General features: G+C 62.4%; 18 protein-coding genes. 11 read left to right on the top strand and 7 right to left on the bottom strand.

Annotation, left to right across the window (positions count from 1 at the left end):
- Positions 1-118 precede the first annotated feature (118 nt).
- Positions 119-847, top strand: a complete 729-nt coding sequence (locus tag ACXAG8_RS03010; RefSeq protein WP_475222017.1) for a SpoIIAA family protein — start codon at positions 119-121, stop codon at positions 845-847.
- 36 nt (positions 848-883) lie between these two features.
- Here the strand turns inward: ACXAG8_RS03010 and ACXAG8_RS03005 are convergent, their stop codons facing one another.
- Genes ACXAG8_RS03005 through ccmI form a run of 3 tightly spaced genes read right to left on the bottom strand, consistent with a single transcriptional unit; the run spans position 884 to position 2,825 of the window.
- Positions 884-1,117, bottom strand: coding sequence for a DUF1289 domain-containing protein (locus ACXAG8_RS03005; protein WP_475222016.1), 234 nt, complete (start codon positions 1,115-1,117; stop codon positions 884-886).
- A 17-nt stretch (positions 1,118-1,134) separates the two neighbouring features.
- Positions 1,135-1,599 (bottom strand): Holliday junction resolvase RuvX, encoded by a 465-nt coding sequence (ruvX, locus tag ACXAG8_RS03000; protein WP_475222014.1) that lies wholly within the window; start codon positions 1,597-1,599, stop codon positions 1,135-1,137.
- Positions 1,596-2,825 (bottom strand): c-type cytochrome biogenesis protein CcmI, encoded by a 1,230-nt coding sequence (gene ccmI / locus ACXAG8_RS02995; protein WP_475222012.1) that lies wholly within the window; start codon positions 2,823-2,825, stop codon positions 1,596-1,598. The genes ruvX and ccmI overlap by 4 nt, the downstream gene beginning before the upstream one ends.
- A 175-nt stretch (positions 2,826-3,000) precedes the next feature.
- Here ccmI and ACXAG8_RS02990 point away from each other — a divergent pair, with 175 nt between their 5' ends.
- The 5 genes from ACXAG8_RS02990 to ACXAG8_RS02970 all read left to right on the top strand — a co-directional run bounded on the left by ACXAG8_RS02990 (position 3,001) and on the right by ACXAG8_RS02970 (position 8,608).
- The gene (locus tag ACXAG8_RS02990) at positions 3,001-4,245 is read left to right on the top strand and encodes a sarcosine oxidase subunit beta family protein (RefSeq protein ID WP_475222011.1); all 1,245 of its coding nucleotides are present in this window, start codon (positions 3,001-3,003) and stop codon (positions 4,243-4,245) included.
- 55 nt (positions 4,246-4,300) lie between these two features.
- Positions 4,301-4,630: a TfoX/Sxy family protein gene (locus tag ACXAG8_RS02985; RefSeq protein WP_475222010.1), complete on the top strand. Its 330-nt coding sequence runs from the start codon at positions 4,301-4,303 to the stop codon at positions 4,628-4,630.
- Between the two features lie 4 nt (positions 4,631-4,634).
- On the top strand, positions 4,635-4,964 hold the full coding sequence (locus ACXAG8_RS02980; RefSeq protein WP_475222009.1) for a sarcosine oxidase subunit delta: 330 nt from the start codon (positions 4,635-4,637) through the stop codon (positions 4,962-4,964).
- 67 nt (positions 4,965-5,031) lie between these two features.
- Positions 5,032-8,049: a sarcosine oxidase subunit alpha family protein gene (locus ACXAG8_RS02975; protein ID WP_475222007.1), complete on the top strand. Its 3,018-nt coding sequence runs from the start codon at positions 5,032-5,034 to the stop codon at positions 8,047-8,049.
- Positions 8,042-8,608, top strand: a complete 567-nt coding sequence (locus ACXAG8_RS02970; RefSeq protein ID WP_475222005.1) for a sarcosine oxidase subunit gamma — start codon at positions 8,042-8,044, stop codon at positions 8,606-8,608. Before ACXAG8_RS02975 ends, ACXAG8_RS02970 begins: the two co-directional genes overlap by 8 nt.
- A 111-nt stretch (positions 8,609-8,719) precedes the next feature.
- On the opposite strand, the gene ACXAG8_RS02965 is transcribed toward ACXAG8_RS02970, so the two are convergent.
- Entirely contained in the window at positions 8,720-9,487 is a 768-nt protein-coding gene (locus tag ACXAG8_RS02965; protein WP_475222004.1) for an FkbM family methyltransferase, read from the bottom strand.
- 99 nt (positions 9,488-9,586) lie between these two features.
- On the opposite strand from ACXAG8_RS02965, the gene ACXAG8_RS02960 reads away from it, so the two are divergent.
- Positions 9,587-10,186 carry a superoxide dismutase gene (locus ACXAG8_RS02960; protein ID WP_113789565.1) on the top strand — a complete coding sequence of 200 codons (600 nt, stop codon included), beginning with the start codon at positions 9,587-9,589 and terminating at the stop codon, positions 10,184-10,186.
- 93 nt (positions 10,187-10,279) lie between these two features.
- Here the strand turns inward: ACXAG8_RS02960 and ACXAG8_RS02955 are convergent, their stop codons facing one another.
- Positions 10,280-10,846 (bottom strand): LOG family protein, encoded by a 567-nt coding sequence (locus tag ACXAG8_RS02955; RefSeq protein WP_475222002.1) that lies wholly within the window; start codon positions 10,844-10,846, stop codon positions 10,280-10,282.
- 123 nt (positions 10,847-10,969) lie between these two features.
- On the opposite strand from ACXAG8_RS02955, the gene ACXAG8_RS02950 reads away from it, so the two are divergent.
- Both ACXAG8_RS02950 and ACXAG8_RS02945 read left to right on the top strand, forming a co-directional pair.
- Complete coding sequence (locus ACXAG8_RS02950; protein WP_475222001.1) at positions 10,970-12,337, top strand: LysM peptidoglycan-binding domain-containing protein; 1,368 nt, start codon at positions 10,970-10,972, stop codon at positions 12,335-12,337.
- An 88-nt stretch (positions 12,338-12,425) separates the two neighbouring features.
- Complete coding sequence (locus ACXAG8_RS02945; RefSeq protein ID WP_475222000.1) at positions 12,426-14,231, top strand: ABCB family ABC transporter ATP-binding protein/permease; 1,806 nt, start codon at positions 12,426-12,428, stop codon at positions 14,229-14,231.
- A 75-nt stretch (positions 14,232-14,306) separates the two neighbouring features.
- Here ACXAG8_RS02945 and ACXAG8_RS02940 read toward each other — a convergent pair whose 3' ends face one another.
- Both ACXAG8_RS02940 and ACXAG8_RS02935 read right to left on the bottom strand, forming a co-directional pair.
- Positions 14,307-18,110, bottom strand: coding sequence for an efflux RND transporter permease subunit (locus ACXAG8_RS02940; protein ID WP_475221998.1), 3,804 nt, complete (start codon positions 18,108-18,110; stop codon positions 14,307-14,309).
- Positions 18,107-19,342, bottom strand: a complete 1,236-nt coding sequence (locus ACXAG8_RS02935) for an efflux RND transporter periplasmic adaptor subunit (RefSeq protein ID WP_475221996.1) — start codon at positions 19,340-19,342, stop codon at positions 18,107-18,109. The genes ACXAG8_RS02940 and ACXAG8_RS02935 overlap by 4 nt, the downstream gene beginning before the upstream one ends.
- Positions 19,343-19,584: 242 nt before the next feature.
- Between ACXAG8_RS02935 and ACXAG8_RS02930 the strand changes: the two genes are divergently transcribed.
- Positions 19,585-20,256 carry a hypothetical protein gene (locus tag ACXAG8_RS02930; RefSeq protein ID WP_475221994.1) on the top strand — a complete coding sequence of 224 codons (672 nt, stop codon included), beginning with the start codon at positions 19,585-19,587 and terminating at the stop codon, positions 20,254-20,256.
- Positions 20,257-20,304: 48 nt separating this feature from the next.
- Positions 20,305-21,627 (top strand): PQQ-like beta-propeller repeat protein, encoded by a 1,323-nt coding sequence (locus ACXAG8_RS02925; protein ID WP_475221992.1) that lies wholly within the window; start codon positions 20,305-20,307, stop codon positions 21,625-21,627.
- The last annotated feature ends 20 nt before the right edge of the window (positions 21,628-21,647 follow it).

Genomic DNA, 21,647 nt, shown 5'->3' with positions numbered 1-21,647 from the left:
AACCCAGAGGGGATGGTCGGATGATTGCCCATTCCGACCCGGTGCTTTCACCGGTCTGGCCGAACGGATCGAATCCCCCTAACGTCCTTGCATTGTTAAGACGTTGGAGGTTTCTCAGATGATTACGGTGCACAAGAATTCAGACGGAGCCCTGATCGAGGTCGAACTTTCCGGCGAAGTGACCAGTGCCGACTATGCCTCGTCGCTGGTGCCGGCCATCGAATCCGCGCTTGCCGAACATGACACCGTGCGCCTGCTGGCCATCGTCGGAGAAGAGTTCAAGGGCTATGATCTGGGGGCGGCCTGGTCCGATACCAAGCTGGGGCTCAGCCACTGGCGCGGGTTCGACCGCATTGGTGTGGTCGCAGATCAGGGTTGGGTGCAGACCAGTATCCGGCTGGCCGCGCCAATCCTGCCCTGTCCGGTCCAGATATTCGAGATGTCAGAGCTTGAGGCCGCCCGCCGCTGGCTGCGCGAATCCTTGGGCGCGATTCATGTCACCGACCTGGGTGGGCCGTGCGTGCAGATCAGCCTTTTGGGCAAGCTGGACCCCGAAGATTACAAACAGGCCGGACGTGACCTTGATGCATTGCTTGCAGAACGCGACGGCTTTCGCCTGTTGATTGACCTGCGCGAATTTGACGGCTGGCAGGGGCTGACGGCCATTGCTGCCCATGTGAGGCTGGCGGGTGGGCATATCGGTCTGCTGGACCGCGCCGCGATTGTCGGCGACAAGGCTTGGCAACGCATGGCGCAACGGGTGGCCAGCCATATCCTGGGCGCGCGAACCGAATTTTTCGCGTCGGACGAGATTGAAAACGCCAAGTCCTGGCTTGCCTCGGGCTGAGGCGGATCAGTGCCCGGCGCGCACAGCGTGGCCGTTTCAGGCGCGGTCCATCCGTGCAGCCCGCCCGCCGCGACGCTTGGCCAGCCGGGGCTTGCGTTCTGGCAGGGCGCTCATGATTTCGGCCCGCTCCGTGCTGTCCATTTTGGACCAGCGCGAGATCTCGTCGATGGTGCGGTAACAGCCGGTACAGATCTTTTCGGTGGGATGCACGACACAGATCTGGATGCACGGGCTTTCGACCTCGTCCCTTTTCCAAACCATGTTCGTCATCTGCGCTCTCCGACAGCTTACAGTGCGCGCAACCTATCCAGCGCCCCTTGCAGGATATAACCCGCAGCGACGTGATCGATAACCTGTCCGCGACGTTTTCGGGTCGTATCCGCCTCGAGCAGTGCTTTTTCTGCCGCAACCGTGCTAAGCCGTTCATCCCAGAACCCGACCGGCAGGTCCGTCAGGCGCGACAGGTTGCGGGCAAATGCGCGCGTCGACTGACACCGGGGCCCTTCGGTGCCGTCCATGTTCTTGGGCAGGCCCAGAACAATGCCGCCGATTTCCCGGTGCGCCGCAAGTTCCAGCAGGCGCGCGGAATCCAAGGTGAATTTCTTGCGCCTGACGGTTTCGATCGGGCTGGCTATGCCGCGCATCCGGTCGGACACCGCAACGCCGATCGTCTTTTCGCCAAGGTCCAACCCCATCAGCGCCTGCATTGGTTGCAGGGCAGCGGCAAAATCTTCGAACTGATCGTGGATCATTGGGACAGTCCGGCCTGCCGGGCGGCGGCTTCGATCATTTGCAGCGCCTCTGCATTGCCTGCGAAAACGGCCTGTGCCTCGTCCACGATGCCGCTGGCGCGGTCGGTTTCACCGATCACACCCAGCGCCGCGATCAGCCGGGCCCATTCCTCGGGCGACCCGCCTTCGGTTGCCAGGCGATCCGAAAGCTGGTTCACCATGCCCCGGATCATCTCTTGCCGTTCGGCGTCGCTCAGTTCGGCGGCGGCTGCCATGTCGTCCTGGCTGGGGCCGGGCGCCATGTCCGCCGGCGGGATGTCGGGGACGTCAAAGACCCCCGCGCGGAAGGCAAGGTCGTCGATCTGGACGCGGATGGCGTCGGCCCAGGGCGCACCGGCCGGGGCGTTCTGCAATGTGTTCAGCCACAGGCTGTAGGCCAGGTCGGGGCGCCCGGTCTGCGCCAGCATCTGGCCCCAGTAATACCGTGCCGGACCATGATCGGGGTCGCGGCGCAAAGCTTGCTCCAGGGCTGTTTCGGCTTCGGGCGAGACATAACCGCTTGTCGCAAGGATCATCATTTCGGCAAGGTTCGAATAGACATCGGCCGATGTGTCCGGGGCCGACAATTCGGCAACCCGCTGTTGCGCGGCATAAGCTGCCTTGAAATTCCCCGCATTGGCCTCGTGCTGCGCCAGCAGGGTGTGCCCTTGCAAATCATCGGGCCGGGCGGCAACGGTTTCGCGCAATTGTTCCAACAGTTTGACATAGCTGTCTTCAAGTTGCGGCGCGGCCAGGGGCGTGGCCAGTTCCTCGGCATCGGCCTGGCTGGGCCGGTTCTGACGCAGATCCTCGGCCCGTTCCAATCGCTGCGACAAAGGCATGTCCGGCAGGCCGACGGCCCCCAGTTTCTGATAAAGAAACAGCGCGCCACCGATCAGAACCGCCGAAACCGCCAATACCGTGACACCGGACACAAGCCGCGACGGCCCGGCACCGCCGGAACCGGCACGCAGTTGCGCATCGGCGGCCAGGATCCGGCGCGAGATCTCGGTTCTTACCCGTTCGGCATCGGCCGAGCCGATGACGCCGCGCGCCAGGTCGCGGTCGACGCTGGCCAGCTGTTCGCGATAAACCCGCAGGTCATAAGCCGCAGCCGGTTCGCCGCCCTGTCGCCTGCGCAGCAGGAACAGCCCCAGAAACGCCGCGATCAGAAACGCGGTCAAGATGATCAGAACCTCAAACGACATGGTCCCTCCGAAATCGTTGCCCAGACTTAGACCTGTGCGGCGATGGAAAAAAGGGACAAATGGCCGCGAATGGGCGTCATGTCGCAATAGTGCGATATTGTGGCGTTGTCCGGCGCGGGTATGATGGCATCACGCGGCATATCTGCGCCCAATAACGAACCGGACGGATTCGCTCATGAGCCATTACTCTGCCTTTGCTGTCGCCCGAGAAGCGCTGCGCTATCACACCGGATGGGAACGCGCCTGGCGCTCGCCCGAACCGAAGAAACGGTATGACGTGATCATCGTCGGCGCAGGCGGCCACGGCCTGGCGACCGCGTATTACCTGGGCAAGAACTACGGCATCCAGAATGTCGCCGTCATCGAAAAAGGCTGGCTGGGCGGTGGCAACACCGGCCGGAACACGACCATCATCCGGTCGAATTACCTTCAGGACCCTTCGGCGGCGATCTACGAAAAGGCCCGTGACCTTTACGAGAACCTCAGCCAGGAGCTGAACTATAACGTCATGTTCAGCCCGCGCGGCGTGATGATGCTGGCCCAGACCCAGCACGAGATTCGCGGCTATCAGCGCACGGCCCATGCCAATGCGCTTCAGGGCGTCAAAACCGAATGGATCACCCCCGACCGCGTCAAGAAACTGGTCCCGATCATCAATATCGACGGCCCCCGCTATCCGGTTCTGGGGGCGCTGTGGCAGGAACGCGGCGGCACCGCCCGCCATGACGCCGTGGCCTGGGGCTATGCGCGTGCCTGTTCGGCAATGGGCATGGACATTATCCAACAATGCGAAGTCACCGGTGTCCGGTCCGAAAACGGCCGCGTTCTGGGCGTTGACACAACCAAGGGCGCCATCGACTGCGACAAGCTGGGCATCGTCGTTGCCGGCCACTCGGGGCAGTTGGCGCAGATGGCAGGGTTCCGTCTGCCTCTCGAGGCCATAGCGCTGCAGGCGCTGGTGTCCGAGCCGATCAAACCCTGCATGGACGTGGTGGTCATGGCCAACACCGTACACGGCTACATGTCGCAATCCGACAAGGGCGAAATGGTCATCGGCGGCGGCACTGACGGGTTCAACAACTTCACCCAACGCGGGTCGTTCCACCATATCGAGGAAACCGTGCGCGCGCTTGTCGAAACCTTCCCGATGATCTCGCGGCTGAAAATGCTGCGGCAATGGGGCGGGATTGTAGATATGACAGGCGACCGCTCTCCGATCCTGTCCAAAACGCCGCTGCAGGGGTGCTTCATCAACGGCGGCTGGGGCACAGGGGGCTTCAAGGCGATCCCCGGTTCGGGCTGGGGCATGGCACAGCTGATGGCCACGGGCCATTCATCCCTGACCGAAGCCTTCACGCTCGACCGCTTCAAAGAGGGCCGCTTCATCGACGAAAGCGTCGCCGCCGGGGTGGCGCATTGATGAAGACCGTGTTGCCACATACAACCCCCCGCCAGACCCGCCAAAGAGCTGCGTGATGACCTATTCCGAGATCATGGCCGAAACCATGCGCGCCGATCTGGGGGTCGAGCCGGGACTGTCCGAAAAAAGGATGTTCGGCGGCCTGTGTTTTCTGCTCCACGGCAACATGGTCTGCGGCATCACCAAGGACGGCGCGATGTATCGCCCCGGCAAGGACCGCGAAGCCGAGGCGCTGAACGCCGGGGCCCAGCCGCTCTCTTTCACCGGTCGCCCGATGGGCGGGATGGTCGAGGTCGATGCCGGGGCCTTCGAAGATGCTGACCTGCGCACCAAGTTAACTGAAATGTCGCTGGCCCATGCCGCCAGCCTGCCGCCAAAAGGATGAACCGATGCTGATCCTGAATTGCCCCTATTGCGGCGTGGACGCCGAAGAAACCGAACTGGCCGCTGGTGGCGAGGCGCATCTGAAACGTTTTGGCCCGGGGTCTTCGGACGACGAATTCCACGACTACCTGTTCATGCGCGAAAACCCCAAGGGCGTGCATTTCGAACGCTGGCGCCACGCAAACGGGTGCGGCAAGTGGTTCCACGCGGCCCGCTGCACCCAGACGCTCGAAGTATTTGGAACCTACTCCGCCCAAACCTCGGAACCGCCGCAAACGATCAAGGACGCAATCAGCGCCAGACGCCCCGGCTGGACCTGGAGAGACGTTTCCTGATGCTTCATCTTTTCAAAAATACTCCCGCCGGAGGCTCCGCCGCTTCCATCCGCGAAAGGTCCGCACAATGAGCACCCGCCTCGCCAAACAAGGCCGCCTGATCGACCGGACGAAACAGGTCACCTTTACCTTCAATGGCACCTCGATGCAGGGATACCAGGGCGATACGCTGGCCTCGGCGCTGCTCGCCAATGACCAGATGATGATGGGCCGGTCCTTCAAATACCACCGGCCCCGCGGTGTCGTTGCCAGCGGTGCAGAAGAGCCCAACGCGCTGGTCGGCCTGGGGCAGGGCAACCGGTTCGAACCGAACCAGCGTGCCACCACGACAGAACTGTTCAATGGCCTGACCTCGGTGTCGCAGAACCACTGGCCGAACCTGGAATTCGACATCGGCGCCGTGAACACCGCTCTGGCGCGGTTCCTGCCGGCCGGGTTCTACTATAAGACCTTCATTCACCCCAAACCGTTCTGGAAACATGTCTATGAGCCGTTCATCCGCCAGTCCGCCGGTCTGGGGAAGGCTCCGGACAAAGACAGCCGCGATGCCGACACTTATGAACATTTCTATCACTTCACCGATATCCTGGTGATCGGGGCCGGTGTTGCCGGTCTGCAGGCGGCCAAAGCGGCGGCTCAATCGGGTGCCAAGGTCATGCTGATCGAACAGACCGCGCATTGGGGCGGTCGCGCTCCGGTTGATGGTGGAACCATCGATGGCGCGCCTGTGGATAAGTTCGTGGAACAATTGGTTTCTGAACTCGAAACAATGGACAACGTCACCCTGCGCAACCGCTGCATGGGGGCAGGGGTCTATGACCACGGCTACGTGCTGGGATATGAGCGCTTGACCGACCACACGCCGGGCGTGCAAGGCCCCCGTCACCGCCTGTGGCGCATCCGCGCCAAACAGGTCGTGACCGCCACCGGCGCGATTGAGCGTCCGCTGTCTTTCGCGGGCAATGATGTGCCCGGCGTCATGCTGGCCTCGGCGATGCGCGACTATGTGGTGAACTGGGGCGTGACCCCGGGTGAGCGCGTGATCGTTGCAACCAACAATGATGATGCCTATCGCACAGCGATTACCCTCAAACAGGCCGGTGTGGATGTTCTGCGCGTGGTCGATGCGCGCGACAGCGCCGGACCTCTGGCGGAGGAGGCGCGTCAACTGGGCATCCGTGTCGATCCGGGCAAGGCCATCGCCAAGGTCAAGGGCGGCAAGCGCGTCAAGAAAGTTGCGATCTGCAATCAAGAAGGCATCGGAGGTGCGCGGGAAGAGGTTGAATGCGATGCGGTCGCCATGTCAGGCGGCTGGTCTCCGGTTGTTCACATGTGGTCGCATTGCGGCGGCAAGCTGATCTGGGATGAAGCACACGCCCATTTCCGCCCCGACCCCGAGCGTCCTCCGCTGGGGGCAAACGGCGAGGGCTTCGTGATCGCTGCGGGTGCGTCCAATGGTCCGCTGGCTCTCGGTGACGTTCTGACCGACGCGGATGCCGCAGGAAAAGCGGCGGCCAAGGCGGCCGGGTTCAAGGCGAAACGCACCAAGGCGCCATTGGGCGAAACGACGGCCGAGGCGCCGATGGCCGCCGTGTGGCTGATGCCCGCGAATGCCGAAATCCAGCTGCGTATGAAGTCTTGGCTGGACTTCCAGAACGACGTCAAAGTGTCCGACGTCCAGCTGGCAGCGCGCGAAGGCTATGAAAGCGTCGAACACACCAAACGCTACACCACGTTGGGTATGGCGACCGATCAGGGTAAGTTAAGCAACATCAACGGCTTGGCGATCCTTGCTGATGCGTTGGATAAGGAAATACCGAAGGTCGGCACCACCACGTTCCGCCCGCCATACACGCCGATCTCGCTGGCGTCGATCGGTGGCGAAGCACGCGGTGAGGTGTTCCAGCCGATCCGTCAGACCCCGATGCACAGCTGGCACGACCGGAACGGCGCAGACTGGGAACCGGTCGGCCATTGGCGCCGGACCTATGCCTATGTCCGTCCCGGTGAATCCGTGCATGACGCGGTGAATCGTGAGGTGAAGAATACCCGCGAAAACCTCGGCCTGCTGGATGCCTCGACACTGGGCAAGCTGATCGTCAAAGGCCCCGATGCGGGCAAGTTCCTGGACATGATGTACACCAACATGATGTCCACGCTGAAGGTCGGCAAATGCCGCTATGGCCTGATGTGTTCCGAGAATGGGTTCCTGATCGACGACGGCGTTGTTGCCCGCATCGACGAGGACACCTGGCTGTGCCACACCACCACCGGCGGGGCCGAGCGTATCCATGGTCACATGGAAGAATGGCTGCAGACCGAATGGTGGGACTGGAAAGTCTATGTCGCCAATGTCACCGAGCAATACGCCCAGGTCGCCGTGGTTGGCCCCAACGCCCGCAAGGTGCTGGAAAAGCTTGGCGGCGGTATGGATCTGTCGAAAGAGGCGCTGCCGTTCATGGAATGGCGCGACGGCAAGATCGGCGCATTCGACGCGCGCGCCTACCGCATCTCGTTCTCGGGCGAGCTGTCCTATGAGATCGCGGTTCCGGCCTCTCAGGGGCAGGCGTTCTGGGACGCTTTGATGGAGGCTGGGCAGGAGTTCGGCGTGATGCCTTACGGTACCGAATGTCTGCACATCCTGCGGGCCGAAAAGGGCTTTATTATGATCGGCGACGAGACCGACGGCACCGTGATCCCGCAGGATCTGGGGCTGCATTGGGCGCTGTCCAAAAAGAAAGAGGATTACCTTGGCAAACGCGCCCATTCGCGCAGCCATATGGCCGATCCCGAGCGTTGGAAACTGGTCGGTCTTGAGACTGTGGATGGATCGGTCCTGCCGGACGGTGCCTATGCGGTGGGCGAGGGCATCAACGCCAATGGTCAGCGCAACATGATCGGGCGTGTCACCTCGACCTATTACTCGGCCAACCTGAGCAAGGGCATCGCCATGGGTCTGATCAAGCACGGCCCTGATCGGATGGGCGAGATTGTCGAGTTTCCGGGCACGGACGGCAAAACCTACAAGGCCAAGATCGTCGATCCGGTCTTTTATGACAAGGACGGGGAGAAGCAGAATGTCTGAACCCATCAGCGCACTGAACCACGCCAGCTATGACGGTATTGCCCGGATCGAGGAATGTGGGTTGCAGGGCATGATCACCCTGCGCGGCGATCTGTCCGACAAAGTGCTGGCCAAGGCCGTCAAAGATGCAACCGGGCAGAACGTGCCCGGTCAGCGCGAGGCCTTTGTTGATGGTGACACCGGTGTTTGCTGGATGTCCACAGACGAGTTGCTGGTTTTGGTGCCGTATGCCGAGGTCGGGGAGAAACTGGCGGCGATGACCAACGCGCTGGGCGGTACGCATGCATTGGCCGTCAACGTCTCGGACGCGCGTGCGGTATTCCGCATTTCGGGTGCACATGCGCGCGAGGTGTTGGGCAAGCTGGCTCCGGTCGATCTGTCGGCCGAGGCGTTCCAGCCCGGCCAAATCCGCCGGTCGCGTCTGGCGCAGGTGGCGGGTGCGTTCTGGATGGATGACGAACAGACCTTGCGCGTGGTGTGCTTTCGGTCGGTCGCAGATTACGTTTTCAAATTGTTGAAAATCGCTGCGCAACCGGGCAGTGAGGTTGGGGTTTACTAAGCCAAGGCGTGTGCGCCCGGGCTTGGGCTAGGGGGCTTTGCCCACTCGGCCTGCGGCCTCACCCCCAGGATATTTTTGGCCAGATGAAGGGCGGACCGGCGGCGCGTGGCGTCAGGGGGTTGCGTCAAACAGTATGGTTGGGAACTGGGTCAGGCCGCGATCTCCGGTCAGGGCGGACTTGCCTGTATCGCCGGTCACCGGGTCGTGGCAGTTTGGGTAAAAGCTTAGGGCGTCGGACAGGTTGGCCATGGCGGCGGCCCTGGTTCCTGCGGCGAGATAGGGCGCGTGGGTCGAAAGCAGCAAAGCTGGGTTCGTTTCCTGCAACCAAGGAACCAGTGAGGGCAGGACCGAGTATTCGGCCCCTTCGATATCCATTTTGACCAGCGACACCTGTGACAGGTCGACTGCATTGGCAAAGGCGGTCCATCCGATGGTCAGCGCATCGGTGCCATGGGACCCGTCATGCAGGAGCGAAGAGGTGGAATCGCCTGCTTCGCCATGTGCGGACGCCATGCGTGCGACGCCGAAGCCATCTGACAGGGCAACACTGAAGGCGGACACATTGCGGATGCCGTTCAGTTCAAGGTTCCAAACCAGGTGGCGATAGGCGACCGGGTCGGGTTCGAAGCACCAGACGTGGCGCGCGCGGCGCGCGGCGTAGAGAACGGTGGGGCCGATCCAGGCGCCGATATCCAGGTAGTCCTTGTCCGCAGAAAGATGGGCGTCGAGGGTCGCGAAAGTTTCCGGTTCCCACTTGCCTGCCGATACTTTGCGCCAGAACTTGGAATGGTAAGGGTCCAGCCGGAACGGTTGCCCGTTGAGGTTGCCCGAATAATAGCCGCGGGCGCGGTAGAACATCTTGCGCGCCTGTGTGAGCATCGCGGACCTCCGGGTTTTCTTGTCTCGGGCCTTGACCTGCGCGCGTGGCCAAAGCATGTAACCTTGGGAACCGCAACTTTTATTTTACAGGGGGCCGAGATGGCTTTTGAACTTCCTGATCTTCCTTATGCACATGATGCGCTGGCAGCCAAGGGCATGTCGGCGGAAACGCTGGAATATCACCACGACCTGCACCACAAGGCCTATGTCGACAATGGCAACAAGCTGATTGCCGGCACCGAATGGGACGGCAAGTCGCTGGAAGAGATCATCGTTGGCACGTATGACGCAAATGCCGTCGCGCAAAACGGTATCTTCAACAACATCAGCCAGCTGTGGAATCACAACCAGTTCTGGGAAATGATGGGCCCAGGCGGCAATGCTATGCCAGGTGAGTTGGAAAAAGCGCTGACCGAGAGCTTTGGCTCGGTTGACGAGTTCAAATCGCAGTTCAGCGCCGCCGGTGCCGGTCAGTTCGGTTCGGGCTGGGCATGGCTGGTCAAGAACGCAGACGGCTCGCTGGCCGTGACCAAGACCGAGAACGGCGTGAACCCGCTGTGCTTTGGTCAGACCGCTCTGCTGGGTTGCGACGTGTGGGAGCATTCCTACTATATCGACTTCCGCAACAAGCGTCCGGCTTACCTGTCGAACTTCCTCGACAACCTGGTGAACTGGGAAAACGTCGCATCGCGCATGTGATTTTACGCCCCGCGTGTGGGCGTTCGGGACCTGCTGGCCGACAGGCTGGCAGGTCTTGTTTTTTCAGGCGGCAGGGCAAACGGATTGGCCCGGTCAGCCTTTGGCAGGGGTCAGGCTGGATCGCAGGGCGGCCATCGCGGCCTCGGCATCGTCGACCCAGGTTACGAAATCGCCCAGCGAGCTGTCCGCGAAACCTTGCGTGATCACCTGATCCAGTAGGTCCCTGAGCGGGGTCCAGTATCCGCCGACATTGACGACAACGATCGGCTTGTCATGCAGCCCCAGCTGACGCCATGTTAACGCTTCGAACAGTTCATCCAGTGATCCGGGCCCGCCGGGCAGGACCACAACCGCGTCGGCATTCATGATCATGACCTTCTTGCGCTCGTGCATGGTTTCGGTGATCACGAAGCTGGTCAGATCGGTTTTGCCGACCTCGCGGCGCACAAGGTGCACCGGAATCACGCCAAAGGTTTCCCCGCCATGGTCCTGGGCCGCGCGCGCGACCTCACCCATCAGGCCGACATCGCCAGCCCCGTAGACCAGCCGCCAGCCCGCATCGGCCAACAGGTGCCCGAATTGACGGGCCGTGTCGGAATAGGCCTTGTTCCTGCCATTCCGTGACCCGCAATACACACAGATGGATTTCTGGGACGTCATTGGGCCTCTCCGGGGTTGTGTCAGATGTTTTGACCCGTGATAGCGGGGTTGATAGATTGGCTCAACTGTCCGCAGGAATGCTTGGAAGTCAAAGCATTTGCGTGGCGGAGTGAAAGGAAAAGAATGAACGCCAAGTCGGGAAACGGAAGGTCCGGGACTTTCATCTGGGGGGTGATTGCCGGTGTTGTTGCCCTGTTCGGGGCCGGGTGGCTCTATCTGAGTGGCAATTCGGGTGGTGAATCCGGGCACGTCGCGGACGTGCAGGAGCAAACCGAACAGACGTCCGAGGCAGATGCCCAGGCGACGACCGGGGACCAGCAGACCGAGGTTGCGGACGCGGATACCCCGCAGGCCGTAGAGGCGGTGCCTGAAACAGGTGATGCCGAGGCGGGTCAGACGACAGGCGCGGCGCCTGCGGATACGGCCCAAGCGGATGTGCCTGACGAGCCTGCGGATGCGACCGGCGAACCCGCGGATGCGCAGGGGATGGCATCGGTTGCACCGCCGGTGCTTGACCAGATATTCGTCGAAAAGGACGGCAACGCATTGTTGTCGGGCAAGGCCGCACCGGGCAGCCAGATCAGGGTGCTGCTGGACGGCGAGCCGGTTCACAGTTTTGAGGTCGATGACAGCGGGCAGTTCGCCGAATTTGTGACGATCCCGTTCAGCGAGACTGCGCGCGGGTTGGTTCTGGAAAACTCCGATGGTGAACAAAGCGCGTCATCCGATGATTACCTGATCGCCGCGCTGCCCAAACCGGCCGCCGAAGAGGCCGCCGATCAGGTGGCCAGTGCTGCGCCCGCCGCATCCGAGGCTGACGCAGGTGGCGAAGGCGATACCGCCCAGGGCGGCACAGACACGCCCGAGGGCGAAGCAGAGCAGCAGGTGGCCGATACCGGGTCGGGTGATGCGACCGCGACGGGGGACGAGGATCAGCAGATTGCCGTGCTGCGCTCGGGCGAAGAGGGCGTAGAGCTGGTGCAACCTCCGTCAGGGCAAAGCGCTGCCCCGGATCAGGTTGCGCTGGATACGATCGGGTATTCGGATACAGGCGAGGTTCAATTGACGGGCCGGGTCAAGGATGGCGCGACCATCAGGCTTTACCTCGACAACCGCCTGGTCGGCGAGGTCACTCCGCAGGATGGTGGCAACTGGCGCGGAGAAGTCGAAGGGGTCGAGCCGGGTGTCTATACCCTGCGCGTCGACGAGGTGGATACCGACGGCACGGTTGTCAGCCGTCTTGAAACGCCGTTCAAGCGCGAACCGGTGGAACTGTTGCAAGCGGCCGAGGCCGGCAGCGATGCGCAAGGCGCAGAAACGACGGCGCCCATCCGGTCCGTTACCGTACAGAAAGGCGATACTTTGTGGGCCATTTCGCGGGATCGGTTTGGCGATGGCGTGCTGTATGTAAAGCTGTTCGAAGCCAACCGCGGCCTGATCCGCAATCCGGACCTGATCTATCCCGGACAGGTGTTTACCATCCCTGAATAGGCTGCCTGCCGCCCCCGTGGCCCACGGGACATGGGGGCGCGCGGTGCCGGGGCCAAAATCGCGACACGTAAGGAGACCGTCAGAGCAGATGAGTTCCGAGGAAGTGACCGCAACCGACGAACGGCGGTCAGGCTGGCTGACCATACGCAAGGTTTCCCCGTATCTTTGGCCGGATGACGAACCGTGGGTAAAACGCCGCGTCGTGCTGGCGATGACCATGCTTGTGCTGGCCAAGCTGATCGCCGTTTACACGCCCATTTTGTACAAGGGCGCAGTGGACACGCTGGCCGGGGAAGGGGTTCCGCCGCTGGCGCTGGGTGCGGTCGGTCTGACCGTCGCCTATGGCATGGCGCGGCTGATGACCGTGGGGTTGCAGCAATTGCGCGATGCGTTATTCGCCCCCGTCGGACAGCGGGCCTTGCGGGCGCTTGCGTTGGAGACGTTCCAGCATATTCACCGGCTGTCGATGCGCTATCACATCACCCGCCGCACCGGGGGGCTGAGCCGCATCATCGAGCGCGGCGTGAAAGGCGTGGCTTTCCTGCTGCGCTTTCTGCTGTTCTCTATCGCCCCGCTTATTCTTGAACTGGTGCTGGTGGCGGTCATCCTGATGTGGCTGTTCGACATCTGGTACCTGGTCATCGTCGCGGCGACCATCGTGCTGTATATCTGGTTCACCTTCGCGGTGACCGAATGGCGGGTCAAGCTGCGCCGTGAGATGAACGACCAGGACAACGAGGCCAATCAGCGCGCGATCGACAGCCTTTTGAACTTTGAAACTGTCAAGTATTTCAACGCCGAAGAGCGCGAGGCGCGTCGTTATGACGTGTCGATGAAGGCCTATGCGCTGGCCGCCCTCAAGACGAGCTATTCGCTGGCCTTCCTGAATTTCGGTCAGTCGTTTCTGATCACGGGGGGGCTGATCGGCGTCATGGTCCTTGCGGCGTTCGGCGTGCAACAGGGCACCCTGACCGTCGGCGATTTCGTGATGGTCAATGCCTATATGATCCAGATTACCGTTCCGCTGAACTTTCTTGGAACGGTCTACCGGGAAATCAGGCAGTCGCTGGTGGATATGGGGCAGATGTTCCAGCTGCTTGAACAGCCATCCGAGGTGAACGACAAGGCCGGTGCGCGCGATCTGCGCGTTCAGGGCGGGGATGTGACGCTGGAGGATGTGCGCTTTGGCTATGACCCGGACCGTGAGATCCTCAAGGGGGTAACCTTGCATGTTCCCGCCGGGCAGACTGTCGCCATCGTCGGGGCCACCGGTTCAGGGAAATCCACGATCGGGCGCCTGTTGTTCCGGTTCTACGATGTCACAAGCGGCGCGTTGAAGATTGACGGGCAGGATGTCCGGGACGTCACGCAGACCAGCTTGCACGCGGCCATAGGTGTCGTGCCGCAGGATACCGTCCTGTTCAACGACACGATCCGCTATAACATCGCTTATGGGCGCGAAGGCGCCACCCAAAGCGATGTCGAGTCGGCAGCCAAGGCGGCGCAGATACATGACTTTATCGTTGCCTTGCCCGAAGGGTATGACACCCGTGTCGGGGAGCGCGGGCTGAAACTGTCCGGTGGCGAGAAGCAGCGCGTCGGGATTGCCCGGACCTTGCTGAAGAACCCGCCAATCCTGTTGCTGGACGAGGCGACCTCGGCCCTCGATACCGAAACCGAACGCGACATCAAGGACGCCCTGGCCCGCGCCGGAGAGGGGCGCACGGTGATCACCATCGCGCATCGCCTCAGCACGATTGCCGAAGCCGACAAGATCGTGGTGCTGGAAAGCGGCGAGATCATCGAGCAGGGCACCCATGACGACCTGTTGCTGCGCGAAGGGCGTTACGCCCAGCTCTGGAGCCGCCAGCAGTCCGACACCGACGCGGCCTGACGCGGGTTCGCCGCGTCGGGGGGGCACCGGGGTTGGTGTCTTGGCCCTTGGTCGCGTCCCGCGGGCGTGCCGGTTTTACTCGGCCGCCTTCAGGGGATGCCCCGGCGGGTGGTCCGAGCCGGTCTCGTCCGCGGTGTCCGGGTCGCTTTTGGCCGGGCGATCTTCGTCCCAGACGATTTCGGTCGCCTGCATCTGGCGCGCGGATTTCCCGATGGCCATGTCCTGCGCAATTTGGCTGGATCGTCCGGCGGTGGCCCGTGCCAGCGCCTTGCCCAGCCAGATCGTATAGGTCGAGACCCAGACCCGCAGCGCCAGGAAGGATGGCGTTACGATCAGGGTCAGAACCGTCGCGATGCCCAGGCCAAAGACCACCGCCGTTGCCAGCTGTTTCCACCACAGGGCGGTTGGGCTGTCGATGGAATAGCCGCCGTTGATGAAATCCAGCGTCAGGCCGAACATCATCGGGGTCAGGCCCGCCATGGTCGTCAGGGTGGTCAGCAGGACGGGACGTATCCGCGCCTCGGCCGTGCGGACGATGGCGTCGATCCTGGGCATATAGCGGCTGTATTCCTGGTAGGTGTCAATCAGGACGATATTGTTGTTCACCACGATACCGGCCAGCGCCACGATGCCGGTCCCGGTCATGATGATCGAGAAGGGCTGTTGCATGACCATCATGCCGATCAGCACCCCAGTCGTGGACAGAACCACCGCCAGCAGCACCAGCACCGAGTTGTAGAACGAGTTGAACTGCGCCAGCAGGATCACGAACATCAACCCCAGCGCCGCCAGAAAGGCGCTGGACAGGAACGCCTGGCTTTCGGCCTGGTCTTCCTGGTCGCCGGTCCATTCCCAACTGATCGAGCTGGCAAAGGGGCCGGTATCCAGCCATTCGGTCAAAACGGCGATCCGTTCGTTGGGGTTGATAAGTGTGATCCGCGCATCATTGCCATCAATGGCGTCCGTCACCTCGTCGATTGATCCGGCCCCGGTCAGTTGCACCAGTTCATAGACCTTGCCGTCTGGGCCGGACACCTGCGTTCCCGTGGCTGCCGCGTCACCGCCATCGGACCAGTCACGGACGATGGCAAGTCGTGTTTCGCCGCCATCCGGCGCATTGACCACAACCTTGCTCAGCCCGGATTCGACATCCGCCTTGACGTCATAATACCTTTCCTGATCGATCCGGTTGATCTGCGCCAGTTTCTTTACCGGTTGTCGCGTCACGAAGTTGGACAGCGGCACAAGCCCGTCCGTGGTGCGGACTTTCAGCGTATCCAGCGTTGACAGGACCCGATCATCCTCGGGCAGGCGCACGCGGATCTCGATCTCTTCGTCGGTGCCGTCGGGGCGCATTTCGCCCAGCAGGATGCCGCGGGTGACCAATTGCACCATGGCCCCGACTGTCGCCACATCCGCGCCAAAGCGCCCGGCCTTTGCGACATCGACGTCGATTTGCCAGTCGATGCCGGGCAGGGGCAGGGTGTCCTCGACCTTGATCAGGCCCGGCGTCGCCTCAAAAGCCGCACGCGCGACAGTGGTGGCGCTGGTCAGGTCGCCCCAGGCGTCGCCCTTGATCCGCAGATGGACCGGCTTGGCCGAGGCCGGACCCTGTTCCAGCGCCTGGACCTCGACAACGATGCCCGGCAATTCGGCCAGTTGCGCGCCAAGCTGTTCCAGAACAAAGTCGCCATCATATTCAGGGGCCACCGTATGCCGTTCAAGACGTCCCCCCGCGACGGGTTCCGTCACGGTCGGGCGGTCCTCCCACGGGATGATCTCGAACTGGACGCGACCGACAGTGTCGGCGGGGGCCTGCGCGCCACCGGTATTCTGCGTCAGCCCGCCCTCACCGGCAAAGGCGAAAACGTTGATGACGGCGGGATGGGCCCGGATGACCTGTTCCGCCGCCAGGACGATTGCGTCCTTTTCCGCCAGCGACAGGTTGCCCCGCGCCCGCACATAGGCGGTGGCCTGTTCCGGTTCGCTTTCGACAAAGAATTCGACGCCGCGATTGTTGTTGCCATAAGCGGACATCACGGTCATCACGGCGAACCCGACCGCAACGATCGAAACGATCGGCATGATCGGGTTGCCGACGAGGAACTTGATGAAATACCCGAACGGAGTGTGTTCCTTGACCGTATGCACATGGGTGTCCGGCGCGCGTTCGATCTTGGCCGCGCTCAGGGTCACGGACCCGGCAAAGGCACCTGCCAGGAACATCGCGGCGCCAATGACCGAGCCACCGGAAACCCCGGCGGGCAGCAGGTAGGACGGGTTGAGCGTCTGCATGGCGCCCAGGAAAATCAGGTAAAGCGACGGCGGCACCAGCAGCACGCGTACCCACCAGGCGGTGCGCGCACGCAGCCAGGTCGAGGTGCGATCGAAAACCCGGCTGAGGCGTCCCGACACGCCGCCCATCACTGGCAGGTAGATCAGCGCGACGATCAGCGAAGCCGACAGAACGAAGATCAGCGTGACCGGCAACATCCCCATGAACTCGCCCGGAACGCCGGGCCAGAACAGCATGGGAAGAAAGGCGCACAAGGTCGTCGCCGTGGACGAAACGATGGGCCAGAACATCCGCTGCGCGGCCTCGACATAGGCGTGCATGGGCCCGACGCCTTCTTTGATGCGCTTGTCGGCGTATTCCACGACGACGATGGCACCATCGACCAGCATCCCGACGGCCAGGATCAGGCCGAACATCACGATATTGGAAATGCTGACGCCCATCATTGCCAGGAAGGCAAAGCACAGCAGGAACGAGGTGGGGATGGCAAAGCCGACAAGCAGCGCCGCGCGCGACCCCAACGAGGCCAGAACCACGATCATCACAAGCGCAACGGCGGTCAGAACCGAGCCTTCAAGCTGACTGACCATCGAGCCGACAATGCGGCTTTGGTCATTGGACGTGCCGACATCGACCGCGGCCTGCAACTCGGGCGGCCATTTGGCCTGTGCGGCGGCGATTGTGGCCTTTACGGCCTCGACTGTGTCGATCAGGTTGAAGCCCTTGCGCTTGACCACCTGCAACGCGACGGTCGGCTCGCCGTCAAACCGGGCGGTGCCTTCGCGATCTTCGAAAGTATAGTTGATCTCGGCCAGCTCTCCGAGGGTGACAACCCTGTCGCCATTCACCTTGATCGGCAGGCCATAGATATCCTGCGTGGTCTTGAACGACGAAGGGATCTTGACCGAAAAAGCCCCCTGCGCGGTTTCGACTTCACCCGCCGCGATCAACTGGTTGTTGTTCTGTACGACATTGATCAGCTCGGCCGCGGTGACGTTGTATGCCTCAAGCCGCAAGGGGTCGATCACCACTTCGAGCAATTCGTCACGATTGCCCGCGATCCCCGCTTCGAGCACCGCATCCAGCGCCTCAAGCTCGTCCTGCAGGTCCTTGGCGACGCGCGCCATCGTGCGTTCGGGAACGGCGCCGGTCAGGTTGACGATGACGATGGGAAATTCCGAGAAATTGATCTCGTGCAGCGAATATTGCTCGGCCCCGTCCGGGAAATCGGCCTGTGCCGTGTTCATCGCATCGCGGACATCCGCCGTGATCGCGGTCTTGTCCCAGCCAAAGTCGAATTCCATCGCGAGGCCCGCATACCCTTCGGCGGCGGTGGCGGTCATTTCCTTGAGACCGTCCAGATCCGCCAATTCGGTTTCCATCGGCTTGATCAGCAGATTTTCCGAATCCTCGGCGGAAATGCCGGGGAACTGGACGGAAACGAACAGGGCGGGGATTTCGATATCCGGCTCGCCCTCTTTGGGAAGGCTGACATAGGCAAACCCGCCGATCACCAGCGAAATCGCGATGAAGGCAAGAACCATTCGGGCCCGATCGGCGGCCCAGCTGACAATTCCGGTCATTCTGCTATGTCCCGGTATGTCGGCGCGACGACAACGCCGCGCGTTACAAACTCCTGCCCGACGACGATGACGTCGACCGTTTCGGCAAGCCCATCGACCCATACGCCCTGCGCGGTGTCGCGCAACAGGCGGACGGGGGCGAAATCAACGATATTTCCGGCGGCCACCGTGCGCACGCCAAGCTGACCGTCATTATTCAGGGTCAAGGCCGATTGCGGCAGCAGATGCGCCTTTGCGCCCTCGGCGGCGATCTGAATATTCGCGGTCTGGCCATCACGGATCAGAAGTTCCGGGTTCGGCACGGTGATCTCGACCTCGAATGTGCGGGTCGTTTCATCCGCCGAGCGGCTCAGGAAGGTGACGCGGCCTTCGACATGCAGGCCGGTGACCAACTGAGCAGACGCCATTGTGCCAACGATAATTCGGTTCACTTCGGTTTCAGGCACGAAACCAACCAGCTTGATCGGGTCAAGCTGGATCACCGTCGCGCACAGGGACCCCGGCAGCATCAGGCTGCCCAGTTCCGCGGTATCACTTTCCAAAAGCCCCCTGAACGGGGCCTCGATGGTCAGGCGGTCAAGCTCGCGCTGGGCGGCTGCGACCTCGGCGGCGGCGGCTTCGATACCTGCCTGGGTCGCCTCCAACCCGGCCTCGGCGGACTTGATGCCAGCCTGCGCCGAGCTCATCGCGGCCTCGCTGGAGATGCGCTGAGTTTCCGAGCCGAACCCCGATTTGAACAGTTTCTGCGCGGCTTTCAGGTTGATTTCGGCTTCGGCGACAAGCGCATGCGCCTCTTCCAGGCGGGCTTCGGCCTCGGGGCCGCGGCTTTCGGCCTCAAGCTTGCCGGCCAGCGCTTCGGCCAGGCTGGCGTGGCGGGTGCCGGGATCAAGCTCGCACAGCAGGTCGCCCGCCTCGACAAATGCGCCTTTGCGCTTGGGGTCCGACACCACGGTCGAGGTGGTTTCCGCCAGCACTTCGACCTGGCGGTTCGCCTTGGTCTGGCCGCGCAGAACCACGGCGCTGTCAATCTCGCGCGCGGTTGAACGATAGGCAACGACGCCGACGCCTTGCGGCTGGTCCTGCGTGGGCGAGGCGTCGTCTTGCGCAGCGGTCGCCGCTTGGGCATCGGAATCACCGCGCCCGGCAAATGCGAACAAGGCATCGCGTTCGAATACCAAGAAATACAACGCGACAACGACCAACAGTGCATTGATGAGCGAAATCACCCGCATGCCTTGTCTCTCCCTTAACTTTGACCAAATAATAAATAGGTGCGCAGGTCCTGACATGGGGGCAGCTGCGCCATTTTTCCATACTGAACTGAATAGTTCGGAATGTATTTTTTCGCAAGGCCCCGCCAATCCGGCGCGATTGGGCAAATTCGGACCCTTGGCTTGCCGGTGGCGCCGGGGTATGACATGGCGCTAGACGGCCCAGCATCTGTGGCACCGAAAACAACGCCTTGGGGGCAAGAATGAGCGACGCTGACAGTTTCATTGATGAAGTCACCGAAGAGGTGCGACGCGACAGGTTGTACCTGCTTTTGCGCCGGTGGGGCTGGGTTGGTGTGCTGGCCGTGCTGATTATTGTCGGTGGCGCGGCGTTCAACGAATATCGCAAGGCCCGCGATACCGGGCAGGCCGAAGCGCTGGGCGATGCGATTCTGTCTGCGCTTGCGCAAAACGAACCTTCGGCGCGCGCCGCGGGCCTGGAAAGTGTTCAGGCCGAGTCGGTCGGCGGCGAAGCGGTTCTGAACATGCTGATCGCGTCGGCCCAGCAAAACTCTGACGCAGAGGCCGCGGCGGTGGATCACCTGGGTGCGGTTGCGGTTCAGGGGGATCTGCCCGAGATCTACCGGGCAATTGCCGCGTTCAAATCCCTTTTGATCCAGGGTGAAGACCTGCCGGTCGCCGACAGGCGCCAACAATTCGAGGCGCTGGCGGTTCCGGGTGCGCCGCTGCGTTTGCTGGCGCAGGAACAATTGGCGCTGATTGATATTTCACAAGGCGACACGCAGGCCGCGCTGGACCGTTTGCAGGCGTTGCGGCAGGATGCCGAGGCCAGCGTTGATCTGCAACAGCGCGCCGCGCAGCTTATCGTTGCCCTGGGCGGCGAGCCAGAGCCGGTTGCGGCGCAGCAGGGCTGACGACGGCGCGGCAATACAAAGGTTCATGACAGGCGAGTTCGGAATTCCATGGTAAAACGTAATATTTCCCGCTTGGGGATGCCGGCAGCGGCACTTGTTGTGATGACCCTGAGCGCGTGCCAGGAACCCGAGGTCATCTTGCCCGGGGCCCGCGAGGACATTCGCCCGGCCGAGGATTCCGAAACCGTTGAAACAAGCGGGTCCAAACCCATCAGCCTTCCGGCCCAGAGCCAGAATGCCAATTGGTCGCAAAGCCCCGGAACCGAGGCGTTCCGCACCACGAACCCGGCGCTGAGTGCCGCCCCCCGCCAGATCTGGTCGGCCTCGATCGGGCGCGGTGACAGCCGCAAGCAAAGAATTACGGCCGATCCGGTGGTGGCCGGTGGCCTGATCTATACGCTCGATTCCGCAGCGACGGTTTCCGCCGTGTCCACGGCGGGGCAGGTCGCGTGGAGCACCGACCTGATTCCCGCCACCGACAAGGAAGCCGAAGCGACCGGCGGCGGCCTGGCCTATGCCGACGGCGTTCTTTATGTCTCGTCCGGGTTTGGGCGGCTGACCGCGCTGGACGCAAAGACCGGTGTGGTGAAATGGCAAAAGAAACTCAGCGCGACCGGCAGCGGCGCCCCGCTGGTCAGCGACGGGCTGTTGTATCTGGTCGCCGGCGATGACACGGGCTGGGCCGTGGATGCCAAGGATGGCCGGATCGCCTGGCAGATCGAGGCCACGCCTAGCGTGGGCAACGTTCTGGGTGCGCCAGCGCCGGTCCTGGCATCGGACCTGGCGGTTTTTGCATTCGGTTCGGGCGACATCGCGGCGACGTTCCGCAAGGGCGGCATTCGCCGCTGGAACGCATCGGTCGCAGGGGGGCGTCGCGGGCGCGCTTCGGCCCAGATCGTGGACGTCACCGGCGGGCCGATTGTGTCGGGCAACACGATCTATATCGGCAACCATTCCGGCCGGACCGTCGCCTTTGACGCAACATCTGGCGAACGTGACTGGACCGCCGGAGAAGGCGCAATTGATACGGTCTGGCCTGCGGGCAACAGCGTATTTGTTGTCAGCGACCGCAGCCAGCTGGTGCGTCTGGACGCGGCTGACGGCTCGGTCGTGTGGGCACATGATCTGCCTGGTTTCGTCAAGGACCGTCCCGGACGGCGTGGTCCGATCTTTGCCCATTACGGACCGATCCTGGCCGGTGGTCGCATCGTCGTGGCCTCCAATGATGGCTATGTCCGCTTTTACAACCCCGTCGACGGCACCCTGTTGCACCGCGTCGAAATCGCGGGCGGGGCGACCACGGCACCGGTCGTGGCGGGCCAGACCTTGTATGTCGTGTCGACCAAAGGCAATCTGCACGCTTTCCGTTGACCGCAAGATGCGCTAAAGGG

Source organism: Ruegeria sp. ABD4_443 (assembly GCF_056160865.1).
This window is presented reverse-complemented; position numbering and strand designations above follow the sequence as displayed.

Bases quoted from the DNA above. Each gene is read 5' to 3' on its own strand.
- ACXAG8_RS03010 (WP_475222017.1), top strand. From the start codon at position 119: ATGATTACGGTGCACAAGAATTCAGACGGAGCCCTGATCGAGGTCGAA.
- ACXAG8_RS03005 (WP_475222016.1), bottom strand. From the start codon at position 1,117: ATGACGAACATGGTTTGGAAAAGGGACGAGGTCGAAAGCCCGTGCATC.
- ruvX (WP_475222014.1), bottom strand. From the start codon at position 1,599: ATGATCCACGATCAGTTCGAAGATTTTGCCGCTGCCCTGCAACCAATG.
- ccmI (WP_475222012.1), bottom strand. From the start codon at position 2,825: ATGTCGTTTGAGGTTCTGATCATCTTGACCGCGTTTCTGATCGCGGCG.
- ACXAG8_RS02990 (WP_475222011.1), top strand. From the start codon at position 3,001: ATGAGCCATTACTCTGCCTTTGCTGTCGCCCGAGAAGCGCTGCGCTAT.
- ACXAG8_RS02985 (WP_475222010.1), top strand. From the start codon at position 4,301: ATGACCTATTCCGAGATCATGGCCGAAACCATGCGCGCCGATCTGGGG.
- ACXAG8_RS02980 (WP_475222009.1), top strand. From the start codon at position 4,635: ATGCTGATCCTGAATTGCCCCTATTGCGGCGTGGACGCCGAAGAAACC.
- ACXAG8_RS02975 (WP_475222007.1), top strand. From the start codon at position 5,032: ATGAGCACCCGCCTCGCCAAACAAGGCCGCCTGATCGACCGGACGAAA.
- ACXAG8_RS02970 (WP_475222005.1), top strand. From the start codon at position 8,042: ATGTCTGAACCCATCAGCGCACTGAACCACGCCAGCTATGACGGTATT.
- ACXAG8_RS02965 (WP_475222004.1), bottom strand. From the start codon at position 9,487: ATGCTCACACAGGCGCGCAAGATGTTCTACCGCGCCCGCGGCTATTAT.
- ACXAG8_RS02960 (WP_113789565.1), top strand. From the start codon at position 9,587: ATGGCTTTTGAACTTCCTGATCTTCCTTATGCACATGATGCGCTGGCA.
- ACXAG8_RS02955 (WP_475222002.1), bottom strand. From the start codon at position 10,846: ATGACGTCCCAGAAATCCATCTGTGTGTATTGCGGGTCACGGAATGGC.
- ACXAG8_RS02950 (WP_475222001.1), top strand. From the start codon at position 10,970: ATGAACGCCAAGTCGGGAAACGGAAGGTCCGGGACTTTCATCTGGGGG.
- ACXAG8_RS02945 (WP_475222000.1), top strand. From the start codon at position 12,426: ATGAGTTCCGAGGAAGTGACCGCAACCGACGAACGGCGGTCAGGCTGG.
- ACXAG8_RS02940 (WP_475221998.1), bottom strand. From the start codon at position 18,110: ATGACCGGAATTGTCAGCTGGGCCGCCGATCGGGCCCGAATGGTTCTT.
- ACXAG8_RS02935 (WP_475221996.1), bottom strand. From the start codon at position 19,342: ATGCGGGTGATTTCGCTCATCAATGCACTGTTGGTCGTTGTCGCGTTG.
- ACXAG8_RS02930 (WP_475221994.1), top strand. From the start codon at position 19,585: ATGAGCGACGCTGACAGTTTCATTGATGAAGTCACCGAAGAGGTGCGA.
- ACXAG8_RS02925 (WP_475221992.1), top strand. From the start codon at position 20,305: ATGGTAAAACGTAATATTTCCCGCTTGGGGATGCCGGCAGCGGCACTT.